The sequence below is a fragment of the Shewanella marina JCM 15074 genome (assembly GCF_000614975.1).
GTDB lineage: Bacteria > Pseudomonadota > Gammaproteobacteria > Enterobacterales > Shewanellaceae > Shewanella > Shewanella marina.
In genome coordinates this window covers 13,624-35,687 of sequence record NZ_BALM01000024.1, presented here as the reverse complement: position 1 = coordinate 35,687, position 22,064 = coordinate 13,624, and the positions used below count along the sequence as shown (strand labels likewise).

The following is a 22,064-nucleotide window of genomic DNA, read 5'->3' as shown; positions in this document are numbered from 1 at the left end:
TCAATTGGCTTTATGTGAGTCATAATGTTGTTGATATCATCACCAACTCCCGAATAAAATTGCTTACCTTCAAATTTTCGAGAAACAAATTCGTAAGTGCCAATTGCTGAGCACTTCCCTCGTTTAGGTAAATTACCGGAGCCAGTTTATTTAATTTTGCCCACTCTCTAGTTACACCAATACCAAAATGCCCGTAAAAATTTACATGCTCATCAACTCTTGAAAGCGGAATGTCGCAAAAGCAAATTATTGGGTAAGCAGATTGACTTTCATTACCGTTATACCATTTCACATCTTCTAAACAGTATCTAGGCCAAAACCCATTTCTTAAAATATCTTTCAAGAACTCTAAATTTTTAGTGAAGTGGAATAACGTGTGTGATTTAGGCTGCAAATTTAGATCTCCATTCCGAAAAGTGTGCTAACGCCTAAATCAGGTGCGCCGTAGGCGTCACCAGGATTTACTTGTTAGCTGCATCTAGGCACGTGGGATCAGTAATTATTTTCTCAATGATCGTGGTTACTAATGGAAATAAGATGAACCAAAGTGTATTGGTAGGAAATTCATTTCCTCTATGAAATAGCTTATTTCTTGCTGCAGTAACAGTTTTGACTGTTTCTAGCGTAACGGGCTTAGTTCCCATCATGCTAGTCAGCTGGCTTATGCCGAGTTCTTCTAGGAATTTAAATAGCTTTGGGTTTCTGAACTCAGATGTTCTTGTTAGAACAGAAAGTAAAGTGTTCTTTCCGTCATTTGATAGTGTATTTGCTAATTGTGTAATTTTTTCACTTTCGTCATTAGTAAACATAGTTCCACTAGGGAATAATTCGTTATATCGTTTACTTCCTTCTAGAGACTCAACTATTAAAAACCAATGGAAAAATTTTGACTTTTCACTCTCCGCTTTAAGTCCATTGTAGTAGTAACCCAATAACTCATTATAATGGATTTCTTGTACATTACTGTCATTGAACTTAACGCTATTTATAGATGATATTGACAGTGCATCAGTCATCTTTATCACTGAATTCAGAGCTAAAGTGTTATCTTTGAAACTGGCATTTGAAACATCAACAACATCTTCATTGAAAGTGTTGAAATTTATTTTTATGAAAGGTGTTCCACGATGCCCGTTGTGCTCATTTTTTGCAGCTATGAATGATAAATAATTAGCCAATTTATTTAAGTATGATTCTTGTGTTTTTTTATCAGCAAGATCAAAGGACTCAACTTTTACTTTAAAGATTGGAGTTCCAAAGCTAGATAGTGAGACCGTTGTATTTAGTAATCCAAAGGGGCAATCACATGAAACGCCTTCTTCAAGGTTGTAGCTACTCCCTCCTTCAAACCCGATTTCACTAATGCCATGGGATGACTGGAATTCAAAATCACACTCAATAAGATACTTTTTCATTTAATACTCTTCATTAATGATGTGCACTAAAGCAGCTAACGCCCTGTTAAGGTGTGAGCAACGCAATACCGAAGCTCCCGCATACCACCTAAAACACTAAACGCAACGCATAGCAAAAATGCCAAGCGTTGCGAATCACTCTTAAACAGATTGTTATGTTACAAATACTTAATCTGACGACCTAAATCTAAAATTTTGTTCTGCATTGATTGATAAATTTCTATTTTTTCTACCCAGCTAGGACGAGAAATATGATTAATTGTATTGAAATCAAAGCTCTCTAGGTAATCAATAGCTCTATCGTCAATCCTAAACTTACCAACATGCCCCGTAATATCGGTATGATAAGCTGTAGTGCTTACTTGTTTAAGAACGCCTTTTTTAATTAACCCCATAACCGTAGCATCATCAAAGCATAACTCCTCAGTGTTTTTCTTTGATAAAAATAACTCTCGTAGCACGGCTTTCTCATAATTATCTAACCGCGTTAGTACTTTAAGATACATCTCTTTTTCTTTGAGTTCATCTTGAAGCTCTTGTTCTTTTTGGCGAGCAGCCTCGCGGGCTAATCGTTCTTCTTCTGATTTGATTTCTATTTGACGTTGCTTAAATTCGTTGCGCTGCTTTGCATAAAGAAAGATACTCTCTGCTACAAAAATTACGCTCATTCCAAATGTAACCAGAAAAAATATTCCTATCCACATTGAATATGAGGCCTTAAATGATAAAAGCCCCAACTGTGCTAGCATACTCTCATTTAGAAATAGCAACATCCCCCCAACAATTGCACCTAAAAAATAGACTTTTTTAGGTAGTTTCAAAAAACCAGTGATTGTTGATATATCCACACTTACTCCTTTGTAACATAACGCCGCCAGCAGGGGCAGACAAAGCGCACAGCGGTTTGGCTGTCCCTCTGGCTGGCTTTGTTATGAGCTGAAGCCCATTTTACGCTTTGCATATTCGGCTGTGGCTGATTGAAGCATTTCTTTCCATGATTCAAAGCTCGATACACTTGAAATATACTGATCCCATTCATCATCTGGGATAGCTTTGAAATCCTCAGAAGAATCAATTTTAAAGCCGCTTTTGTCGAATAGTTCCTGAGCGTTTGCAAGACTTGTGTGCTTTGCCAAGAATGACTCGGTTAAAAGGTCAGGTATTGCCACCTGATGTTGTCCGTCAAGCTCTCGGGCGCCATCAGCCATTTTCTTCAGCTTCTTTTGAAGGCTATCCATTCCAGTGATTTTTACACTCATGCTTTCTCCTTGTGTGACTCATAACGCCAGCATAAATTGCGGATATGGCTTGGCTAAAAATAGCGAAGAATGAGCACCAGCCAAGCTTTAGGCGTCAAATTTAATGCGCTTGTTACATGCCGAATGCACTTAGGTCGATAGGTGACCAGCAGCGTAGCCGACCCCAGTAGCCCAAGTTGTTTCAAACGTTGAACTGAAAAGAATACGAGCACGAGCTTTTAAAGTTTTAACCATAGACACCTCCTCATTTTTGTCTCCCGTGGTTGATGAAGCCAGTTGGATACTTACGTATCGTAAAAGCACAAATATAAGGCTATGGAGCCAACTAACGCCCAAGGAATTGAACCTTGACCTATCACCCCAATCAGCCTAAGTACACTCTGATGGAACTTACTTTACCTTAACAAAGCGAGAAAGATTACGACCTTTGTTAATTTCGGTTCCATATGTTTCAGGAATCCCTGCTAGTTTAGCTATGTTTTTTGGCGAACATCTACTCGCAGAAATCTCATCTGCATATTTTATTCCAAATAAATGAACGTTCGTGGCAGTCTCACCTTTCTTCGATTCAAAGTACATTTTTTTAAGAATCTTCGCTAAATCATCTTCATTCACTAGAACCTTCCTTTGGGCATGTAACAGTATATTAGGCTGAATTCCGAATAAGAACAGACAGCCAAGTTACTAAATACCAACAAATTACCCTGTAACAGTCATAACTTCAATACTTTATGATGTCATTAGCCGCCATTTAGCTAACACTTGTCATAGTGAAAACCGGAATTCGCATATTTGTGATGTACTTTGAATCAACCATTATGAATACTTGCTTTTAAACAATCACTTAGTGAATACGCTCTGCCGCTTCCCTTCCTTCTTTCCCCAAAATAATGGCAAAAATGTATAACATCTATTATAACTGTATATATGAACAGTATTTATAAGTAAAAACTATGTCATCATCTTTTATTGAATCCATTCGGCAGGTGTTAAGGACTAAACATTACAGTTTAAGAACTGAGAAAAGTTACCTGTATTGGGTACGTAACTTCATTAGGTTTCATCAGTATATGCATCCAAAGGACATGCAGGGTTGTCATATAGAGCAATTTCTTACGTTTCTTGGTTGTAATCGTGGTGTCAGTTCGGCAACACAAAACCAAGCCTTATGTGCACTCATTTTTATGTTCAAACATGTGCTAAGGATGGAGTTTGAAGGTTTAAAGTATGGCTATGCTAAAAAACCAAAGAACCTACCAACAGTATTGACTCCTACCGAGGTCGCATCGGTATTAGCTAACCTTACTGCTCCATATTGGTTAATCACCTCATTGTTATATGGATGTGGGTTAAGGCTACAGGAAGCTTTAACTTTAAGAATACAAAACGTGAACATTGAGGCTCAATCTTTGTTTGTTTTTAGAGGAAAAGGAGCAAAAGACCGATATACACTGCTACCTAAGCAATTAAATCAACCTTTGCAAAAACAAATACTATTGGTCAAAAAAATCCATGAAAATGACTTAGATAATGGAAATGGCTTAACGTCAGTGCCTTCTGCTTTACATCGAAAGTACAAGTCAGTATTAAAAGATTTAAGTTGGCAGTACCTATTTCCATCAACAACTACCTGTTGTCATCCCATTGACGGGTATTATTGTCGTCATCATGTTCATGACTCGAGTTTTTCAAAAAACCTAAGAAAAGCAGTGATAAAAAGCAAGCTACAAAAAAGAGTGACAGCCCACACTTTTCGTCATTCATTTGCTACACAGCTATTGGCTCAGGGCAGTGATATACGTACAGTGCAGGAGTTATTAGGACATAAAGATTTGCGAACCACTGAAATTTACACACATGTACTTGGGCAAAGTAGAGCTGGGACAATAAGTCCATTTGATCGTTTGTCAGATATTGTAGGTTAGTAAAACTTTTCACATTCGTTTTTTATCGCCAAAGCTTTACTTGTGCTATTTACCATTTTGATCCGTTAACATGATAATGGGGCATAAATTCCCTCTTTCTAGTCAGTTCTGACCAAGAACTGATAACCATCATCAAATTTAAATACCAGCATACACTTCTTACTCATCTAGCGGCTTGTTAACTGATTTTGAACGCCAACATTAGCGAGGGTTGAAACTCAATTTGTGTAAATATTCATGGCTAAAAATAACGCCCACAAATGAAATGCTAACTTGATCACAAATATATTATTTAGTTGATAATTTCACGATTTTTTGAAGTACAGCCTCATGCTAACGTCACATTGTAGGCGTACAATATTGTCTGAAAGCAGTGCTAAATACGTAAATTACAACTCATATCATCAATTTTAGGCGACACCCGTTAGATGAAAAAATTTGTAATTTGCCAATTACAAAACTTATTAATACACATAAACAGATCGCGTTATCTTAATATTTGGAGTTACCTTAAAATGAAAACCAACGACTTTACAGCATGGCAAACTGTGCGTTCACAAGGTAGGTTTAGATACTTTTTAATCAATGGTGTTGTACTTTACGGTATTCCACTGCTAATCGTAATGTCATTGATTACTAGGGCTTTAAATCATGGCTTATTAGCACCAGAAGCCATGTTGCATTATATTGTTTGGCCACTAACAGGCCTACTATTAGGCGTACTTAGTTGGTATAAAGCAGAAGCACAATATCAACGTGAATTAAGGCGTCGTCAGCATTACGCTTAAACTCAGTAATAGATCAATGCTGCGAATAAAATAATAAAAGAAATAACGGCGCAAAATAACACTGCGCCGTTAGCTTAGAACAATTAAAAATTAGTCTTTTAGCCAATCAATCGCATCTTCATAATCATCAAAATAAGCCATTTCACCCGAAGTGAACCAGTTCCCTATTTTAGCTGCGGCTTCAAGCCATGACTTATCACCGTAAACAGCAATACGACTAAACTCATGTCCATGTTGCATACCTAACTTAAAGTCATCCCAAGCTGCTCGTAGTTCCCATCCTTTTAAATCAGTTGCATCAAATAACACTTTGACTTTGGGGGTATTAATTGTTGCTAACGCTGACTCAATAAATGGCGTAATCACTTCATAATCTGCATGGGTCAATGTCCCAACAGCTTTGATTGAAATAAAATTTTGCAGCTCAATACAATTAATACCAATTGATAATCCATGATGTTTAATCGACATAATAACTCCTTAGCTGAATCGAATTGAACCTACTACCCAATATGATGTAAATCATTATTTTATAATAATATTTTGTAGTGAATATTGTCTAACTAATTACTATTTAGTGTCATATTACAGCAATTATGTTGACGCATAATCTGCAAGATTAGTACAAATTAACGATAACAATGCACACAAATTAAGCCATAAAATAAGGAAATAAAGCCTCTAAATATTGCTCAGCCAACTTCTACGACTAAAAAATTCACTGATGCAATCGAATTTCAAGGATGTGAAAATATTACAACTCGGAATATACTGATAGGTAATCTATAAAAATAAAGGAACATTATGACTCAGGTTAATTTTTACAGCATAGGTACGCAGGGACAAGCTTGGGATGATGTCGAAAAAGCAACTTGGCTAGCGACCCGTTCAATCAAACGCAGCTATCAAGATGAAGTACTCAATAAATTTACCCAATTGGATGGCCGTTTTGAAAAGATCGCATATGGCTCACTGCCGATCGATCCAATACGCTACCCATTATTTGCTTTTAAAAGCTTAAATTGGGATAACAACAAGCCAACAGTATTAATTACTGGTGGTGTGCATGGTTATGAAACCAGTGGTGTACAAGGTGCAATCCAATTTCTAGACACTCAAGTGGAGCAATATAGCCAGCAATTTAATTTTATTGTTGCGCCTTGCATTAGCCCTTGGGGTTATGAAACCATCAATCGCTGGAATCCAAGTGCGATTGACCCTAACCGTTCATTTGTCAGTAATAGCCCTGCTGAAGAAGCAGCTCAAGTAATGGCACTGGTTACAAGCCTTAATACTGACATTTATGTGCATATTGATCTGCATGAAACCACCGACTCTGACGAAACTGAATTCCGTCCTGCACTTGCGGCACGTGATGGTAAAGAGTATGAGCCAGGCGAGATCCCTGATGGATTTTATTTGGTGGGTGACAGTGATAAGCCACAGCCAGAGTTCCAACAGGCGATGATTGCCAATGTGTCAAAAGTAACGCATATTGCGCCTGCTGATAAAGATGGCAATATTATTGGCGCACCACTTGAGCAACATGGTGTGATTAACTATCCAACCAAAAAGCTCGGACTCTGCGCCGGCTTAAGTGATGCGGTATATTGCACCACCACCGAAGTCTATCCAGATAGCCCATTAGTCACTGACCAAAATTGTAATGATGCGCAAGTTGCTGCCATTACAGCTGGTTTAGATTATGTATTAAGCCAATTAAAAGCATAATCTCTGTTATATACAAAACATACAAAAAAGGCTGCAATTGCAGCCTTTTTGCTATAAACCTTTATGATATTGCTGACAACTTGTTTGAGTCACGACCGACTGCAATTGCTGCCCCGCCTCAATATCTCCGGCAATAAACCGCTTAAAAAGTGTCACTAATTCAAGCGGACTGACTTCAATGTGAGTATGGGTGTTAATCACTCGCATATCGATGAGGTAACGGCCAAAGAACTGTGGCATCTGAGTGACACTCTCTGTGTTCATAAAATGCTGCTGTGCATATAAATTGTTATGGCTACCACGTTGTTTATCAATGATAAAAGCATCACTGTCTAAACTCAGCACTTCAGTCGATTTCTGACAACGGTCTAAGCACTTGTCATCAATTTGCGTTTTACGGCAACCACGCGTCTGTAAGAACAAACACTGGCGACTCTCTAGCAATAAATTAGGGTGATAAATGCTATAACATAATTCAAAATCATCAGGCTTAACTAGATGGCGCATTTCAGCACGATTAAGTTCATTGGAGATAAAGGCACCAGTACAATTAAACTCCTGTTTAAGCGCTTGTATGCTATATGAGTTAGTTGTATTCAATAATGGGCCTGCGAGCATTGTAAGCCAAGCTGCGCCGCAGCGAAGCCAACTCCACTATTATTGGTCACAAGCAGTCTTGCCGATATTGTCTTCAGTAATTCAACAGCAGCTTGATAGTTATCACCAATTAATACCGCCGGAAACCAAGGCAATAATGCGGTGTGTTGATTAAACAGAGCCACTAACTTATCAAAGTTATGGGCAATAGATTCAGGTAATTGATAGAACAACTCAGCATCTGACGGCATATACAGACCAATATCACGCTCATCATTAATCAATACTGATAGACGTGGAGCCTGCGTTTGCTGAGCACGCTCAAGTAACGGAATTTTATCAACCGCTGGCATATGCGGTTTAGCACCACGCAATAAGAATGCTAATTCATCACGTAAAGCAATCAGTTCTTTAAATGGCAAAAATAACTGCGGATCAAAATCTTGGAAACAAGTCTCAGCAATAGGATATTGATGATCGGCAATCGTATTGAGACGTTGGCTAATTTCTTGTTGCGACAAACCATGTTTATCGGCGCGTTTAAGTTCACTACGTGAGCTCACTGAAATATCAACATCTGCACCGCTAATTTGGATAAGTAATGGCTGCGATACTTGCGCAATCACTTTAATGGTAATCGGATTAGCATTAACGCCTAATTGGCTGATTTTCTGATTAAGCGTTTCAATAATCTCTGTTTTAGTGTCATATAAGCGGGTTTTAATCGCTTTAATTTGCGCTTCATCCCCTGCTTTGGCGAGTGCCGCAAAGTGATCTGCACTGTTATCTCGCGGATTATCAATAAACATATCCGCACCAATGGTGCCACGTAAAAATGCATTAGAAAAATCACGATTGTAAACCGTATAAAGCGCGGTGGTATCGGTCAGTAATGTATTGGTTTGCTGATAAGTGTCGATCTGCTTACGCCAGCTATCTACAGTGGTATAAACATAATGAGATTTCTTAATTCGGCCTTCGATTTTTAATGAATCAACGCCAATTTTAGCTAGCGCATCAAAATCATGATATGCGGAATTATCTTTTAAATTGAATGGATACTGCTTACCTACACGAGTCGTCTGATATTGATCGCGGCAAGGCTGACTACAACGACCACGATTACCTGACGCCCCTTTCTTCACCGAACTAAAATAACATAAGCCAGAAAAACCAATGCAATATGAACCATGTACAAACACTTCAATTTGCATATGATGCTGATGAGCAATTTGCGTTAAATGATCAATCTCAGTTAACTCAAGTTCGCGCGATAAATTGACTCTTGATGCATTAAGCTTATGCAGGAACTTAATTTGACCTTCATTGTGCGTATTAACCTGAGTCGAGGCATGTACATCAAGACTTGGATAATGTTTGGCTAAAATATCAAACAGCCCTAAATCTTGTACGATCACACCATCAATTGTGGTATTCGCCAATCGATTCAATAAACGCAGCAAGGCTGGCATCTCTTTTTCTAAAATAACGATATTAAGCGTCAGAAAAAGTTTGCATTGATGGGCATGGGCAATGACGAGTAACTCTTCAAGCAGATCAAATGAGATATTGGCCGCACGATTACGCGCATTAAAGTTATCCAATCCACAATAAATTGCATCAGCGCCCGCTACAATTGCTGCTTTAATGGAATCTATATCGCCACCCGGGGCAAGCAATTCAAATGTGTGCGGGGTATCTGTAGCCATCAGGATCTATCTCTTACAACAAGGGGCGCGTAGTTTACTGCGCTAATCTTTAATTGTCTAATTGAGTACCTAATCAGCAGTATTCAGCATTTCACCCCTTTAATCTCAAATAGCAGAGGTATCTCTTGTTTACTGTCTGCAACGTAATAGAAGCCATCATCTCCCAGCTCTAGCCCATCAAAACAGTTATAAGGACTATAAGGGTACTCATTCAACTCAGTGATTTGAATTCCAACTTTTATCAATGCGTTGACAACATCACTGATGGGATGAGACCAAGTGATCAGTTCAGTTAACTCACCATCACAGTTTTCAGTATAAGTGCCCTCTTTAATAACATCACCGTCAGCTTGATGGAAATATGAAAATCCTGATAGTAAATCAAAATAGGGATGAAATTCACACAGATAAAAAGTGCCGCCCTCTTTTAGACTATTGGCAACGGTTTGCGCCCATAAATTAATATCAGGCATCCAACATAATACGCCGTATGAAGTAAACACAATGTCATATTCAGCATTCACAGTACGGCCAAACTCAATCACGTCACGACAGATAAATGTGGCGGCTAATTCACTTTGTTTAGCCAAACTATTTGCATGTTCAATAGCAGTTTCAGAAAGATCAACCCCTGTCACCTCAGCCCCTAAACGCGCCCAAGATAACGTGTCCAAACCAAAATGGCATTGCAGGTGCAATAAGCGCTTACCTTGTACATCATTAAGTGCATTGAGCTCAATTTTGTTTAAGCTTGTTTTACCCGATAAAAAACCATTTACATCATAAAATGTTGATGAAACATGCAAAGCGGCGCGTTTATTCCACGCCTCTTTATTCAGTGTTAAATAATCCATATTTAGAAGCTCCGCCGCAAGCAGTTACATTTGATTACACTTACAACCCAAATTATTTACATCATTTTGTTAAGTTAACCATAACAGTAAAAGAATATGGATATAACTGATGAAACGCTTTTTTAAATGGTTAGGCGCAATATTATTAATTTCAATATTTGCCGTCGCGATATTTGCAACTCACCAATGGTTTACTGATAAACCAATCAATTTAAGAGTTTATTTAGACAGAGAAACGTTAAAAATGGCATTAGATAGCCCTGAAACGTTAACTTCACTTGGTTTTTTAGAGTCAGTAGGGATAACTAAACATAATGCCCTACTTGATGATAATAGCCCTGAAAAAGGTGACGAACTCTTTGCACAATTAAAACAAGTTCGCCAAGGTATTTTGCAATACCAAGATCAAGATCTTGATAAAAATGAACTGATGTCAAAACAGATAGCATTATATCTACTCGATTTCTTGGTTGAAAATGAGCAGTACCGCTATCACAACTATCCGGTAAACCAATTATTCGGTATTCAAAATAATTATCCAAGCTTTATGCAAGCCCAGCATCAAGTGAATTCCACGCGAGATGCGATGCATTATATTGCCCGTTTAGAAGCTGTTAACTTACAATTCCAACAAACAATCGCAGGATTAAAAATAAGGCAGCAACAACAGATTATTCCGCCCGCCTTTGTGATTGATCGTGTGATTGATGAAATGCAAAAATTTATAGAAACGCCGATAGCTGAAAATATTCTTTATAGTTCATTGGAACAAAAACTCACTGATATTGAATCGTTTCCTGCGGATGAAAAACAACAAATTCTACAGCAAGCTGAAACGGCAATTAGTCAAAGCGTTTATCCCGCATATCAACAGCTCATTGATTATTTTATTCAAATAAGACCGTTAGCGGGTAACAATGATGGCATGTGGCACATGCCTGATGGCGACAAAGTCTATGCTAGCTCGTTAGCATTTTTTACTACAACAGATATGACTGCTGATGAAATTCATCAACTTGGATTATCTGAAATCGAACGTATCCAAGCAGAAATGCTGGCAATTCTTGCACTTGAAGGTTACGACACCTCACAAGGATTTAATGCTGCTATGGAGCAACTCAAAGCTGACCCAAGTCAATATTATCCAGATACTGATGCTGGCCGCGCGCAAATACTAGCGGATTACCAAACCATTCTCGATGAAATAGGTGCTGGTCTCGATCATGCCTTTAGAGTACGTCCTGAAGCGGGCATGGAAGTTGTCCGTATCCCAGAATTTAAAGAAAAAACCTCACCAGGGGCTTATTACCAGCAACCTGCAATTGATGGTTCAAGACCCGGTCGTTTTTTTGCCAATTTATACGATATCAAAGCGACGCCTAAATACAGCATGCGCACACTTGCTTACCATGAAGCATACCCGGCCATCACTTTCAAATTGCGATTTCGATGGAATTAGAAGGCTTACCTCTATTTAGACGTATGTCCCCCTTTACTGCTTATACCGAAGGATGGGCGCTTTACACTGAGCAACTGGCTTGGGAATTAGGTTTTCAAAGTCAGCCGCTTGATAATCTAGGTCGCTTACAAGCCGAGTTATTTAGAGCCGTAAGATTAGTGGTTGATACGGGAATTCATCAAAAGCGTTGGACCCGTGAGCAAGCCATTGAATATATGGAACTCAATACTGGCATGGCACATTCAGATGTCGTCTCTGAAATTGAACGCTACATTGTTATGCCGGGGCAAGCCACCTCATATAAAGTCGGTATGATGAAAATACTGGCGCTGCGTGAGCAAGCTAAACAAGCATTAGGCGATAAATTCAATCTTGCTGATTTTCATGATGTGGTTCTTAAAAATGGAGCTGTACCACTTGATGTATTAGAACAATTAGTTAATCAATATATCAACGAAAAACAATAACGCCATAATATAAATACCGCATTACCAAAAGGAACCTTAGGTAATGCCACTATTTAACTGTGTATTGTTCGGTTGAGCAATCTTTATAAGATGGCAAAATCCGAGTGTTTTTAACACTCGGATTTTTTTTATGAAAATTTATCAAACTCTTAATATCATCAGCGATTTGAAGCTGAATAATATTACTTTAGCTAACCAGTTCTAATTTACCTCATTGGAGTGTACTAACGCTCTTAGGTGTCAATGATGTTGCTTGCCAACCCCAAGATCCCCCAACGAATAGTGAAGCATTTTCACATCAAAAAACTCAATATCTACAAGTAAGCATGGTTTGCCAGATAAAATAAAGTAGTCACTTAATTACAGGGAGTACTTTTGATGACGATAACGTCAATGAAATGATACTTGCAGAGCAATTGATAGAAACTAGGCAAATGATTCTGAAAGATATTGGCTTATTCCACTAAACAAAGAACGTCCAATATGAAGTTACACCATCGCGATGGTGTAAGGTAAATTGCTGCTATTGCTAGCAATCAAAGAGCGAAAAAGCTCTGGTCTGAATGACCTGAAACGATTCAAGCACGGCTTGTTACACGTAAAATTAAAAGGTAAAACCTATAGCGGTTTAACCTCGATGCTTGATGCCATGCGATGACCAACAGCCGATATAGCGAACTGTACCGGCATCGTTGCTAAAGAGAGTTGGGGGATCGAAAGTAGAAACAGCAAAACATAATCCTCATCGATATACCCAAAATAAAAATACCGCTCACCTTAAGTGAACGGTATTACTGCAAAATGCAATCTTTGAAAATAACGAAAAAATTAGTTAAGCGGTTGGTTTTTCTCAGCTAATTTATTAAAGATAGCACCAACAGATAATGATGCGCCGTGGGCAAATTTATCTGCGAGTTTTTTCTTAATTTGGTAGCTCACCTTAATAACGGTGTGCGTTTCAGCGAGTTTCATAATCACATCATCAGATGTAGAAATCGCATCAATTAAACCAAGCTCAATTGCTTGTTGACCATACCAATGTTCACCTGTCGCAACAGTATCTAAATCGAGATCTGGACGATATTGGTGGATAAAGTTCTTAAATAATACATGAGTCTCTTCTAGCTCTTGTTGGAACTTATCACGACCTTCATCGGTATTCTCGCCAAACACGGTCAAGGTACGCTTGAAATTACCCGCTGTATGCTGCTCGTAATCAATTTCATGCTTTTTCAATAGGCGATTAAAGTTTGGCAACTGTGCCACAACACCGATAGAACCCACAATGGCAAATGGCGCTGCATAAATCTTATTAGCAACACATGCCATCATATAGCCACCACTTGCAGCGACTTTATCAACACAAATCGTTAGTGGAATATTCGCTTGGCGTAAACGATCCAGTTGACTCGATGCTAAGCCATAACCGTGCACCATGCCACCGCCACTCTCGACATTAACAATGACTTCATCTTTAACGTCTGCAATCGCAATAATCGCGCTAATTTCACGGCGTAATGATGACACTTCATGGGCATCAATACTGCCCTTAAAATCAATTACAAATACCCGTGACTTAGGCTTATCCTCTTCATCTTTTTCTTGTTGTTTCTGCTCAGCCTTTAGCTCTTTTTCATAAGCTTTAAATTGCTTCTTGGTATATAACTCTTGTTTAATATGATGTTTTAAATCAACCAGTTCTTCAGACAGGTTAGTCAGCTTTAACTCACCTTTTTCTGATTTTTGCTTAACAGCAGTCGCCAATACCACAACTAACACGGCAACAATTGCAACCACAATCGTTAAAGCTTTAGCAAAAAATAAGCCGTACTCGTATAAAAATTCCAAAATACACTCCAACTTCCTTTGAAATAGTCGTAATACTATTTCTTCAGCTTATCCAAAATTTAATGGCTTCATTCTAACAGCGTATGACCTTAAAAAAACATAAAAAAACCCAGCCAAAGCTGGGTTTTTAAGTGCAATTGCTTAATTAACTAGCTACATGGCTTAATCACTGATGGATCCGTGATGACAATAGTCGCTTGGCCTGCTGCAGCTGAAGATGCAAAACTTGCTACTTGAGTTTGCATTTCGACTGTCGCTTCTAGCTCAGAACCATCGGTAACACCAGAGATGGCTGATGGACTAAAGATAGAACTATGATGCCCCTTAGTAAAGCGCACAGCACCAGAGCCCGGAGTGGTGGTTGCCACGCAATCAAGTCCTGTTGCCGCGATTAATGGTTCAGTACCGATAATGGGAAGCCTGCAACAGTATTTGGTAGCACTTGATCTGGCAAGCTTGCCCCGCCATCACCAACAATTTCAATTAAATGTACTGGTAAAGCAGTAGCAGCAAGTGCAGCGCCATGATTGATAGGATCTGCTGAATCAATGGCAGTTTGAACCGCAAAGGCAAAGCTATTTAAGAATGATGCGTAAACGCCATCAACCAATGCCGTATATTCAGGTGTTCCTTCTGCGAAACCAGCCGTATTTGCTTCTTTAACTAATGCTTGGAAATCTTCAGTAGCCAAAATAGTCGCTTTTAACACTGGTGCAAAAGTAGGTGAGCCAGCAAAAGTACCTGCTAATCCACCAGCAGGCGCCACTAATGACGTGCCCACTAAACCATACGGATTTGGCAATGGTTCACCATTTGCCGGATTAACTAAACCAGTATTGGCATAAGTTGAAAAAGTGGTATCAACAATTGCACCTAAGCTTAACCCTTGAGCGGTGACTTTAGTTGCATCAAATAATACTGGTGCGCCTGCTTGAGCTGATGCCATAGAAAATCCAGTGACTACAGCTCTTACAGCTAAATGATCTAAAATCGCTTGGCGGAAGTTATCGCGCACTGCAAGGGTACTCGCAATGTTTACAAATACCAGTGGATCACCATTAGCATATTCAGGCCCCGCACTTGGGTCTGTTGCTGAAACGGCATATACCCCCTCAGCATTTGCACCAAAGGAACGCTTACCATGTAAAGGCATATCGATAGCAATTGTTGCCACGCCACCGACAGCATAGGCACCGGCTGTTGCTAAAGCTGTTTCTTTGACGCCACCAAGACCATGCATCACCATAGTGGTTGGCCAACCAGTCACAGGCTTATCAATATGATTCGGGATAGTAATTAAAGCATCAACCGTCTCATAACCAACAATTCTAGGAATTGGATTGTATTGGGTTAAGTGTTTAGTTTTATCTACTGCTGTACCATCATCTAATACCCAAGCCTTGCCAGCAAGTAGCGCTGGATTTTGTTGCGCTGCGGCAGGATCGATATTATAAGCCTCTGCTTGCGCCGCAAAGTTTGCAATTGATAACGTACCCGCTTCAATCGCTAATAAGACAGCAACAGGGCTATCAAAATGTGCTGACCAATTATCATTAAGAAGTAATCTATCTCCCTCTAAACATCCAATAGATGAACAAGGGCTATAGACAGGTAATTTAAATTGTGCGCTATAGACATCTGCAATAGCATATCCAGCGTAACTAGGGTGTGCTGCTGGTATGTTTAGCTCATCTGCAACCGTTTTTCCTGTTGGCATTGGTGGCGTAACCAAACTTGGTGCATAAGGATTTGGACCCGCTTCTGTTGCGGGTTGAACCATCAACAATTTAGTGGTTTCATAAACATCACCAACACTTTGTGTGGTAAATAAATTAGCAGATGAGATTGACATAGGATCAATGCCATGAGCTTCAGCTAACTTCTTTTCATAGCTATTAACTAAGGTTTGTAAGAAAAGTTGATCAGGTGTTTCTAAAGGGTGTGTTGTGATATCTAATTTCAATAAAGCATAACTGGTTGAAGGTGCAATCGCACGCCCCGTACTGTCTTGAACTAAATCTGTTGTCACATAAATATAAGATTGTTTAGCTTTTAAGGGCTTCAGCGGCACGATAACAATACTATTACCAGAAACTGCAGTAACAAAATCCACTCCAAAGGTCAGTTCTTCACCCACTTTACAAGCACTAACAGACGCTTCAGCAGTACATTCAGAATCACTCGATAATGCTCCACCTACGGTCGCTTCAAACATGCGTACTGCACCTGGCTGTAATACGCTTGATTCCATAATAGATAACTGATTGCCTTCAGTATCATTGGGTAATGTAACCGTTAAACTGATTGGTGCTACAGTAGACCAACCATCTAATGCGCCTAGCGCATATTCAGGGTTAGTATAATCACCACCTTCTTCACCGGGGATATTAAGTGTTCCATCACTGGTACCATTAAATAGCAGATCATTCGGTAACGGTAACAGACCTGCCGCAGGGTCATACACCATTTGTGATTGTGGCACTAACGGCAATGTCCCTTCTGTAATTTGGTCAACACTTTCACCGTCACAAGCTGTGAGTCCAAGTGCTGACGTAACAGCAATACCTAACATGAGTCTTTTCATTTTATTCCCCAGTCTTGTTGTATTTATTTTAATTTCTGCAAGAATTGGTCACAATAACAAAACCAACTCGATGTGACTAAAAACACAAAATTAACTTTAATTTAACGCAGATATAAAGACTTATCTACAACTTTGTCTGCTTTTCATGGTAATTTAAGTCATTCGTTTTGATTGAATGTTTAAAACGCTTGTTTAATCACAAGCTATTTTCGATATAAACCGTCAAGGTATTAGAAGGGAAATAAACAACGATGTTGGATTATCAAGCTCCAAAAAATTTACTAACAGATAAAACTATTTTAATAACAGGTGCTGGTGCAGGGATTGGCCGCACAGCAGCTCTAACTTATGCTAAGCATGGCGCTACAGTCATTTTATTAGGAAAAACAGTTGCTAAATTAGAAGCTGTGTACGATGAAATTGTGAATGCGGGTTACCCTACTCCTGCGATAGTTCCGCTAGATTTAAAAGGCGCAACAGAACAACACTATCGCGATATGAGTGATACCATTGAACAGCAATTTGGCAGTTTAGATGGATTATTACACAATGCGAGCTTACTTGGTGCACTAGGCCCGTTTGAACACTTAGATATAAACTCTTTATCTGAGCTATTACACGTTAACGTAATTGCGGAAGCAGCAATGACTAAAGCGTTATTACCGCTTATGCGTAAATCTGCTCATGCCTCAATTGTATTCACTTCGAGCAGTGTTGGCCGCAAAGGTCGTGCTTATTGGGGTGCCTATGCTATTTCTAAATTCGCGACTGAAGGCATGATGCAAGTTATAGCCGATGAATGTGATGGTTCTCAAGTCAGAGTGAACAGCATTAACCCTGGAGCCACTCGTACTTCTATGCGCGCTAGTGCTTATCCAGCTGAGGACCCACAATCATTAAAAACACCTGTGCAGATTATGCCGACGTATCTGTACTTAATGGGCAATGACAGCATTAATCATAATGGTGAAGAATTTAATGCTCAGTAATAAAAACATCGCACATTAATATAAAAGCCACGATATAGTGGCTTTTATATTACTAACACAAACTAAATTATTTGGATTGAGAATGAAATACTAACTTTGTTAAATAAGCAACAGCGATAAACGCAGGAATAATAAGTAATACAACGACCATAGGCACACTTTCTTTTATCACTTCCACATTTAGCGCATAGACAGTCACAACATCTGAGATATCAGTAATTAACCGTATCACCAGTACGACTAACAGCGCTTTATGTGATTTAAGTAATAGCGCCAGTATCATCCCCAAAATGACTGTGACATTTCGAGTAATATAAAGCTGGGTGATATAATTAAGCTGGGTAACATCAGGTATAAATTGACCCGGATTCATTGCTGTCCCAGCAGAAAAAAACAGTACTAAGCCAATTTGTACTAAAACGATTAACCACATCCATATAGGTAAAAATTTTTTGGTATCATTCATAATAAAATTACCCTCATAATTTAAAGCCCTCGCTACCAGTTCTGCAATATATTAAATACTCTAAATGGTATATAACATTTTATGTTTAAATGGTTTATGACATTTACTTCAATAATAAACGACATAACAACATAGTTAAGATACAAGCAGCATTAATGTATTTCGAAATAATAAATTGTTATTGAATATCAAAAATACTGCTATTCATTTATCACAAGCCTATGGGATTAACTAATTTATAAACTCAACATCTGCTGCTAAAGCATCAACAATAAGCTGATGATCATCTGTATCTTGAAGGCCAGTTACTGTCACCGCTCCTATTAAACCAGAACCTCTTACCATTATAGGAATAGCACCACCGCGTGCAACAAACTGAGTTTCATCTAAAGCAAATGTCCCCGCTAGCGTCATCGCCCCGTTTATTAGGTCTTGTTTTACTGCAAGTGAGCTTTCTTCAAAATGCATTGCTAGATTAGCTTTTCTATTTAACCAGCAGTGTTTATCTGCAGGTAGACCATCGTCTAAATACAAAAAAACAATATGATTTATTCTATTAATTGCCACACTGATACAAAGATTACGTGCTTTTGCTAACTGAATAATTTTGAGGCCAATATCCATTGCAAGTTTATTACTAAATGAATCAACGACTAATTGTTTTTCCATTATGCCTCCCCTTATATTTCAGTTTTTATTTTTGGTATTATTTCAATTAAAGATCAGCTTTTTTTATTTTGGAACCTAAGCACTGTTTTAAGTTTTTCAGGTACAACTTTACGTGCGTCAGAAAGGTAGATCTCTCGATGCACCTTAGATATACGTCTATATCCTTGCTCTTTTGCAAACTGTTCCATTTTTTCAAAACTTGCAGGCTCCTCTTCAAATGGCCCTAAATGGAGCATTTGAAGACAAAGACCTTCGGTAAAGCATTGGTAACTTATCTGATCTAATAATGGATTTTTCTTATTTTGTTTGGCTATTGCTAACATTTGTAAGAAGAACTTTTCATTCACAAACTCAGGCTGACGTATCATTAATTTATATACAAAATCATCTTTATCAATAGTGCCATCAAAACAGGCTTTAGCTTGATCATTGATATCCCAAATACCTTCAAGTGGATATACCGTAAAATCAAAGTAGCCTTTAGGAGGGACATTCATTTTTTTTGCAGTCATTTTAATGGTGTATGCTAAAGAATATAAAGCACCAATATTGTCAGTAAAAATACCTTCAGCTGGACTACCTTCCCCCTGAATAGTGATAAAATTAAACTGAGGAATATCAATTATTTCAGGTATATTTTTAGGTAGATAAATTGATTTCTCTTTCTTTCTCCATTCATATTTAACTTGCATAATAATCCTTTGCTGTACGCCAAGTATTCAAGCAGTACCACAATTGTAGCAGCTCTACTCGTTTAGTTTGCAATAAACCACTTCCCAGTAAATAGCAGGGATTTTACTTATTTCGCACATAACAAAAAACCCACTTTGCAGTGGGTTTTTATACTAAATTAACAATACGCAATAAAGATAAAATTATTTAGCTTGTTCTTTACCTAGGTATAACCAAGTATCGATTACCGTATCAGGGTTTAATGATACGCTATCAATACCCTGCTCAACTAACCAAGCTGCAAAATCAGCATGGTCAGATGGGCCTTGACCACAGATACCCACGTAAGCATCACGTGCTTTAGCGGCTTTGATTGCCATTGATAATAAAGCTTTAACCGCTTCATTACGCTCATCAAAAAGATGACTAATGATGCCAGAGTCACGGTCTAAACCTAACGTTAACTGAGTTAAATCATTTGAACCGATAGAGAAGCCATCAAAGATATCAAGGAACTTATCTGCTAATAGTGCATTAGATGGTAATTCACACATCATAATGACGCGTAAACCGTCTACACCACGCTCTAAACCTTGCTGCTTTAATAGCTCTATCACTTGCTCGCCTTCGCTTAGAGTACGTACGAATGGGATCATCACTTCCACATTCTTAAGACCCATATCGTTACGAACACGCTTCATCGCTTCACATTCTAGCGCGAAACAATCGCGGAATGATTCAGAGATATAACGGCTAGCACCACGGAAGCCCAACATTGGGTTTTCTTCTTCTGGCTCGTACTTATCACCACCGACCAAGTTTGCATATTCGTTTGACTTAAAGTCAGACATACGCACAATCACTTTCTTCGGATAGAAAGCCGCAGCAATTGAAGAAATACCTTCAACTAAACGCTCAATATAATATTCAACTGGTGAGGCATAACCCGCAATCATCTCAGTGATTTGAGCTTGCAATGCAGGCTCTTGCTGATCAAATTCAAGTAATGCTTTAGGGTGAATACCAATCATACGGTTAATGATGAATTCTAAACGAGCCAGACCTACGCCTTCGTTTGGTAAACGAGCGAAATCAAAGGCACGATCTGGATTACCTACGTTCATCATCACTTTCATTGATAAATCAGGCATTGAGTCTACACGTGAAGATAGCACTTCAAACTCTTGCTTACCTTCATAGATATAACCCGTATCGCCTTCAGCACATGATACCGTCACTAATTGACCATGCTTAATACGCTCAGTCACATCACCACAACCAACAACAGCCGGTACGCCTAGTTCACGTGCAATAATTGCAGCATGACACGTACGGCCACCACGGTTAGTGACAATCGCGCTTGCACGCTTCATGATCGGTTCCCAATCAGGGTCGGTCATATCTGTTACTAATACATCACCTGGCTCAATTTGATCCATATCAGCAATAGAGGTAAGTACTTTTGCAATACCTGAACCCACTTTATGACCAATAGCACGACCTTCAGTAATCACGGCACCGCGAGTTTTTAAGTGATAACGCTCAATTAACTGTACATCTTCGCGTGAACGAACTGTTTCAGGACGAGCTTGAACAATGTATAGCTTACCGTCATTACCATCTTTAGCCCACTCGATATCCATTGGACGATCGTAGTGCTTTTCGATAATCATGGCTTGCTTTGCAAGTTCCATCACTTCTTCGTCAGTAATAGAGAATTGACGACGATTTTCAGTAGCAACATCTTCAATCTTAACTTGCTTACCGTGGCTTGCATCATCAGAGTAAACCATCTGAATCAGCTTGCTACCGATATTACGGCGTACAACCGCTCTATTGCCTGCCGTTAGCATTGGCTTGTGTACATAGAATTCATCAGGGTTAACGGCGCCCTGTACAACCATTTCACCTAAGCCGAATGAAGAGGTAATGAAAACAATATCTTCATTACCTGACTCAGTATCAATAGTGAACATCACACCTGATGATGCTTTATCTGAACGAACCATGCGCTGCACACCCGCAGATAATGCAACACCATGATGCTCATAACCTTGATGAACACGATAAGAGATAGCGCGATCGTTAAATAGTGAAGCAAATACATGCTTAACTGCGACTAATACAGACTCATAGCCTTTAACGTTTAGGAAAGTTTCTTGCTGCCCAGCAAAAGATGCATCAGGCATATCTTCCGCTGTAGCAGAAGAACGAACTGCGAAAGAAGCGTCTAGGGTTTCAGAAGCTAATTTGTTGTAGGCATCGTGAATTGCCTGTTCAAATTCAACTTGGAACGGTGTATCAATCACCCACTGGCGGATCTTAGCGCCCGCTTCAGCTAGAGCATTAACATCGTCAACGTCCAAAGTATTTAAAATATCATAAATCTTCTGATTCAAACCACTTTGTTCAAGAAACTCATTGAACGCATACGAGGTGGTAGCAAACCCGCCTGGCACTTGAACTCCTGCATTAGCTAAATTACTGATCATTTCGCCTAGCGAAGCATTTTTGCCGCCAACTACGTTGACGTCACCCATGCCTAATTCCTGATACCAGAGTACATATTGCGACACTGTTCTATCTCCAAATGTTTATTTTTTTAATGACCCATTCACATGAGGGCCATGGC

Annotated in this window: 18 protein-coding genes and 2 pseudogenes; 5 read left to right on the top strand and 15 right to left on the bottom strand. The window is 39.0% G+C overall.

Annotated features, from left to right (window positions below):
• Positions 1–19: 19 nt before the first annotated feature.
• The 5 genes from JCM15074_RS15585 to JCM15074_RS15560 all read right to left on the bottom strand — a co-directional run bounded on the left by JCM15074_RS15585 (position 20) and on the right by JCM15074_RS15560 (position 3,289).
• On the bottom strand, positions 20–394 hold the full coding sequence (locus JCM15074_RS15585) for an abortive infection system antitoxin AbiGi family protein (RefSeq protein WP_025822242.1): 375 nt from the start codon (positions 392–394) through the stop codon (positions 20–22).
• 67 nt (positions 395–461) lie between these two features.
• The gene (locus JCM15074_RS15580) at positions 462–1,415 is read right to left on the bottom strand and encodes a hypothetical protein (RefSeq protein ID WP_025822240.1); all 954 of its coding nucleotides are present in this window, start codon (positions 1,413–1,415) and stop codon (positions 462–464) included.
• 158 nt (positions 1,416–1,573) lie between these two features.
• Complete coding sequence (locus JCM15074_RS15575) at positions 1,574–2,263, bottom strand: super-infection exclusion protein B (RefSeq protein ID WP_025822238.1); 690 nt, start codon at positions 2,261–2,263, stop codon at positions 1,574–1,576.
• 81 nt (positions 2,264–2,344) lie between these two features.
• On the bottom strand, positions 2,345–2,674 hold the full coding sequence (locus tag JCM15074_RS15570) for a hypothetical protein (RefSeq protein WP_025822236.1): 330 nt from the start codon (positions 2,672–2,674) through the stop codon (positions 2,345–2,347).
• Positions 2,675–3,064: 390 nt separating this feature from the next.
• Positions 3,065–3,289 carry an HTH-like domain-containing protein gene (locus JCM15074_RS15560; RefSeq protein WP_025822234.1) on the bottom strand — a complete coding sequence of 75 codons (225 nt, stop codon included), beginning with the start codon at positions 3,287–3,289 and terminating at the stop codon, positions 3,065–3,067.
• Positions 3,290–3,627: 338 nt separating this feature from the next.
• Here JCM15074_RS15560 and JCM15074_RS15555 point away from each other — a divergent pair, with 338 nt between their 5' ends.
• Positions 3,628–4,599 carry an integron integrase gene (locus JCM15074_RS15555; protein ID WP_025822232.1) on the top strand — a complete coding sequence of 324 codons (972 nt, stop codon included), beginning with the start codon at positions 3,628–3,630 and terminating at the stop codon, positions 4,597–4,599.
• A gap of 515 nt (positions 4,600–5,114) precedes the next feature.
• Positions 5,115–5,387 carry a hypothetical protein gene (locus JCM15074_RS15550; protein ID WP_025822230.1) on the top strand — a complete coding sequence of 91 codons (273 nt, stop codon included), beginning with the start codon at positions 5,115–5,117 and terminating at the stop codon, positions 5,385–5,387.
• Between the two features lie 90 nt (positions 5,388–5,477).
• Here the strand turns inward: JCM15074_RS15550 and JCM15074_RS15545 are convergent, their stop codons facing one another.
• Positions 5,478–5,858, bottom strand: a complete 381-nt coding sequence (locus JCM15074_RS15545) for a SpoIIAA family protein (RefSeq protein WP_025822228.1) — start codon at positions 5,856–5,858, stop codon at positions 5,478–5,480.
• A gap of 333 nt (positions 5,859–6,191) precedes the next feature.
• Between JCM15074_RS15545 and JCM15074_RS15540 the strand changes: the two genes are divergently transcribed.
• Complete coding sequence (locus tag JCM15074_RS15540; protein WP_025822226.1) at positions 6,192–7,118, top strand: M14 family metallopeptidase; 927 nt, start codon at positions 6,192–6,194, stop codon at positions 7,116–7,118.
• A 51-nt stretch (positions 7,119–7,169) separates the two neighbouring features.
• Here the strand turns inward: JCM15074_RS15540 and JCM15074_RS25010 are convergent, their stop codons facing one another.
• The 3 genes from JCM15074_RS25010 to JCM15074_RS15530 form a co-directional block, all read right to left on the bottom strand.
• Complete coding sequence (locus JCM15074_RS25010) at positions 7,170–7,718, bottom strand: U32 family peptidase (RefSeq protein WP_148300814.1); 549 nt, start codon at positions 7,716–7,718, stop codon at positions 7,170–7,172.
• Positions 7,715–9,424, bottom strand: a complete 1,710-nt coding sequence (locus tag JCM15074_RS23755; protein WP_084267038.1) for a peptidase U32 family protein — start codon at positions 9,422–9,424, stop codon at positions 7,715–7,717. Before JCM15074_RS23755 ends, JCM15074_RS25010 begins: the two co-directional genes overlap by 4 nt.
• 83 nt (positions 9,425–9,507) lie before the next feature.
• Positions 9,508–10,278 (bottom strand): class I SAM-dependent methyltransferase, encoded by a 771-nt coding sequence (locus JCM15074_RS15530; protein ID WP_025822224.1) that lies wholly within the window; start codon positions 10,276–10,278, stop codon positions 9,508–9,510.
• A 109-nt stretch (positions 10,279–10,387) separates the two neighbouring features.
• Between JCM15074_RS15530 and JCM15074_RS22550 the strand changes: the two are divergent.
• Positions 10,388–12,204, top strand: a pseudogene (locus tag JCM15074_RS22550) (DUF885 domain-containing protein).
• A gap of 828 nt (positions 12,205–13,032) precedes the next feature.
• Here JCM15074_RS22550 and sohB read toward each other — a convergent pair.
• Both sohB and JCM15074_RS22545 read right to left on the bottom strand, forming a co-directional pair.
• Positions 13,033–14,052 (bottom strand): protease SohB, encoded by a 1,020-nt coding sequence (sohB, locus tag JCM15074_RS15520; protein ID WP_025822222.1) that lies wholly within the window; start codon positions 14,050–14,052, stop codon positions 13,033–13,035.
• A gap of 149 nt (positions 14,053–14,201) precedes the next feature.
• Positions 14,202–16,636 (bottom strand): annotated as a pseudogene (locus JCM15074_RS22545) (VolA/Pla-1 family phospholipase).
• 251 nt (positions 16,637–16,887) lie between these two features.
• Between JCM15074_RS22545 and JCM15074_RS15510 the strand changes: the two are divergent.
• Positions 16,888–17,625, top strand: coding sequence for a YciK family oxidoreductase (locus tag JCM15074_RS15510; protein WP_025822220.1), 738 nt, complete (start codon positions 16,888–16,890; stop codon positions 17,623–17,625).
• A gap of 67 nt (positions 17,626–17,692) precedes the next feature.
• On the opposite strand, the gene JCM15074_RS15505 is transcribed toward JCM15074_RS15510, so the two are convergent.
• The 4 genes from JCM15074_RS15505 to ppsA all read right to left on the bottom strand — a co-directional run bounded on the left by JCM15074_RS15505 (position 17,693) and on the right by ppsA (position 22,008).
• Positions 17,693–18,091, bottom strand: a complete 399-nt coding sequence (locus JCM15074_RS15505; RefSeq protein ID WP_025822218.1) for a hypothetical protein — start codon at positions 18,089–18,091, stop codon at positions 17,693–17,695.
• A 231-nt stretch (positions 18,092–18,322) separates the two neighbouring features.
• A complete protein-coding gene (locus JCM15074_RS15500; protein ID WP_025822215.1) occupies positions 18,323–18,760 on the bottom strand; it encodes a heme-binding protein in 438 nt (145 codons plus the stop codon).
• A gap of 53 nt (positions 18,761–18,813) precedes the next feature.
• Positions 18,814–19,452: a GyrI-like domain-containing protein gene (locus tag JCM15074_RS15495; RefSeq protein WP_025822213.1), complete on the bottom strand. Its 639-nt coding sequence runs from the start codon at positions 19,450–19,452 to the stop codon at positions 18,814–18,816.
• 183 nt (positions 19,453–19,635) lie between these two features.
• Positions 19,636–22,008, bottom strand: coding sequence for a phosphoenolpyruvate synthase (gene ppsA, locus JCM15074_RS15490; RefSeq protein ID WP_025822211.1), 2,373 nt, complete (start codon positions 22,006–22,008; stop codon positions 19,636–19,638).
• Positions 22,009–22,064 lie beyond the last annotated feature (56 nt).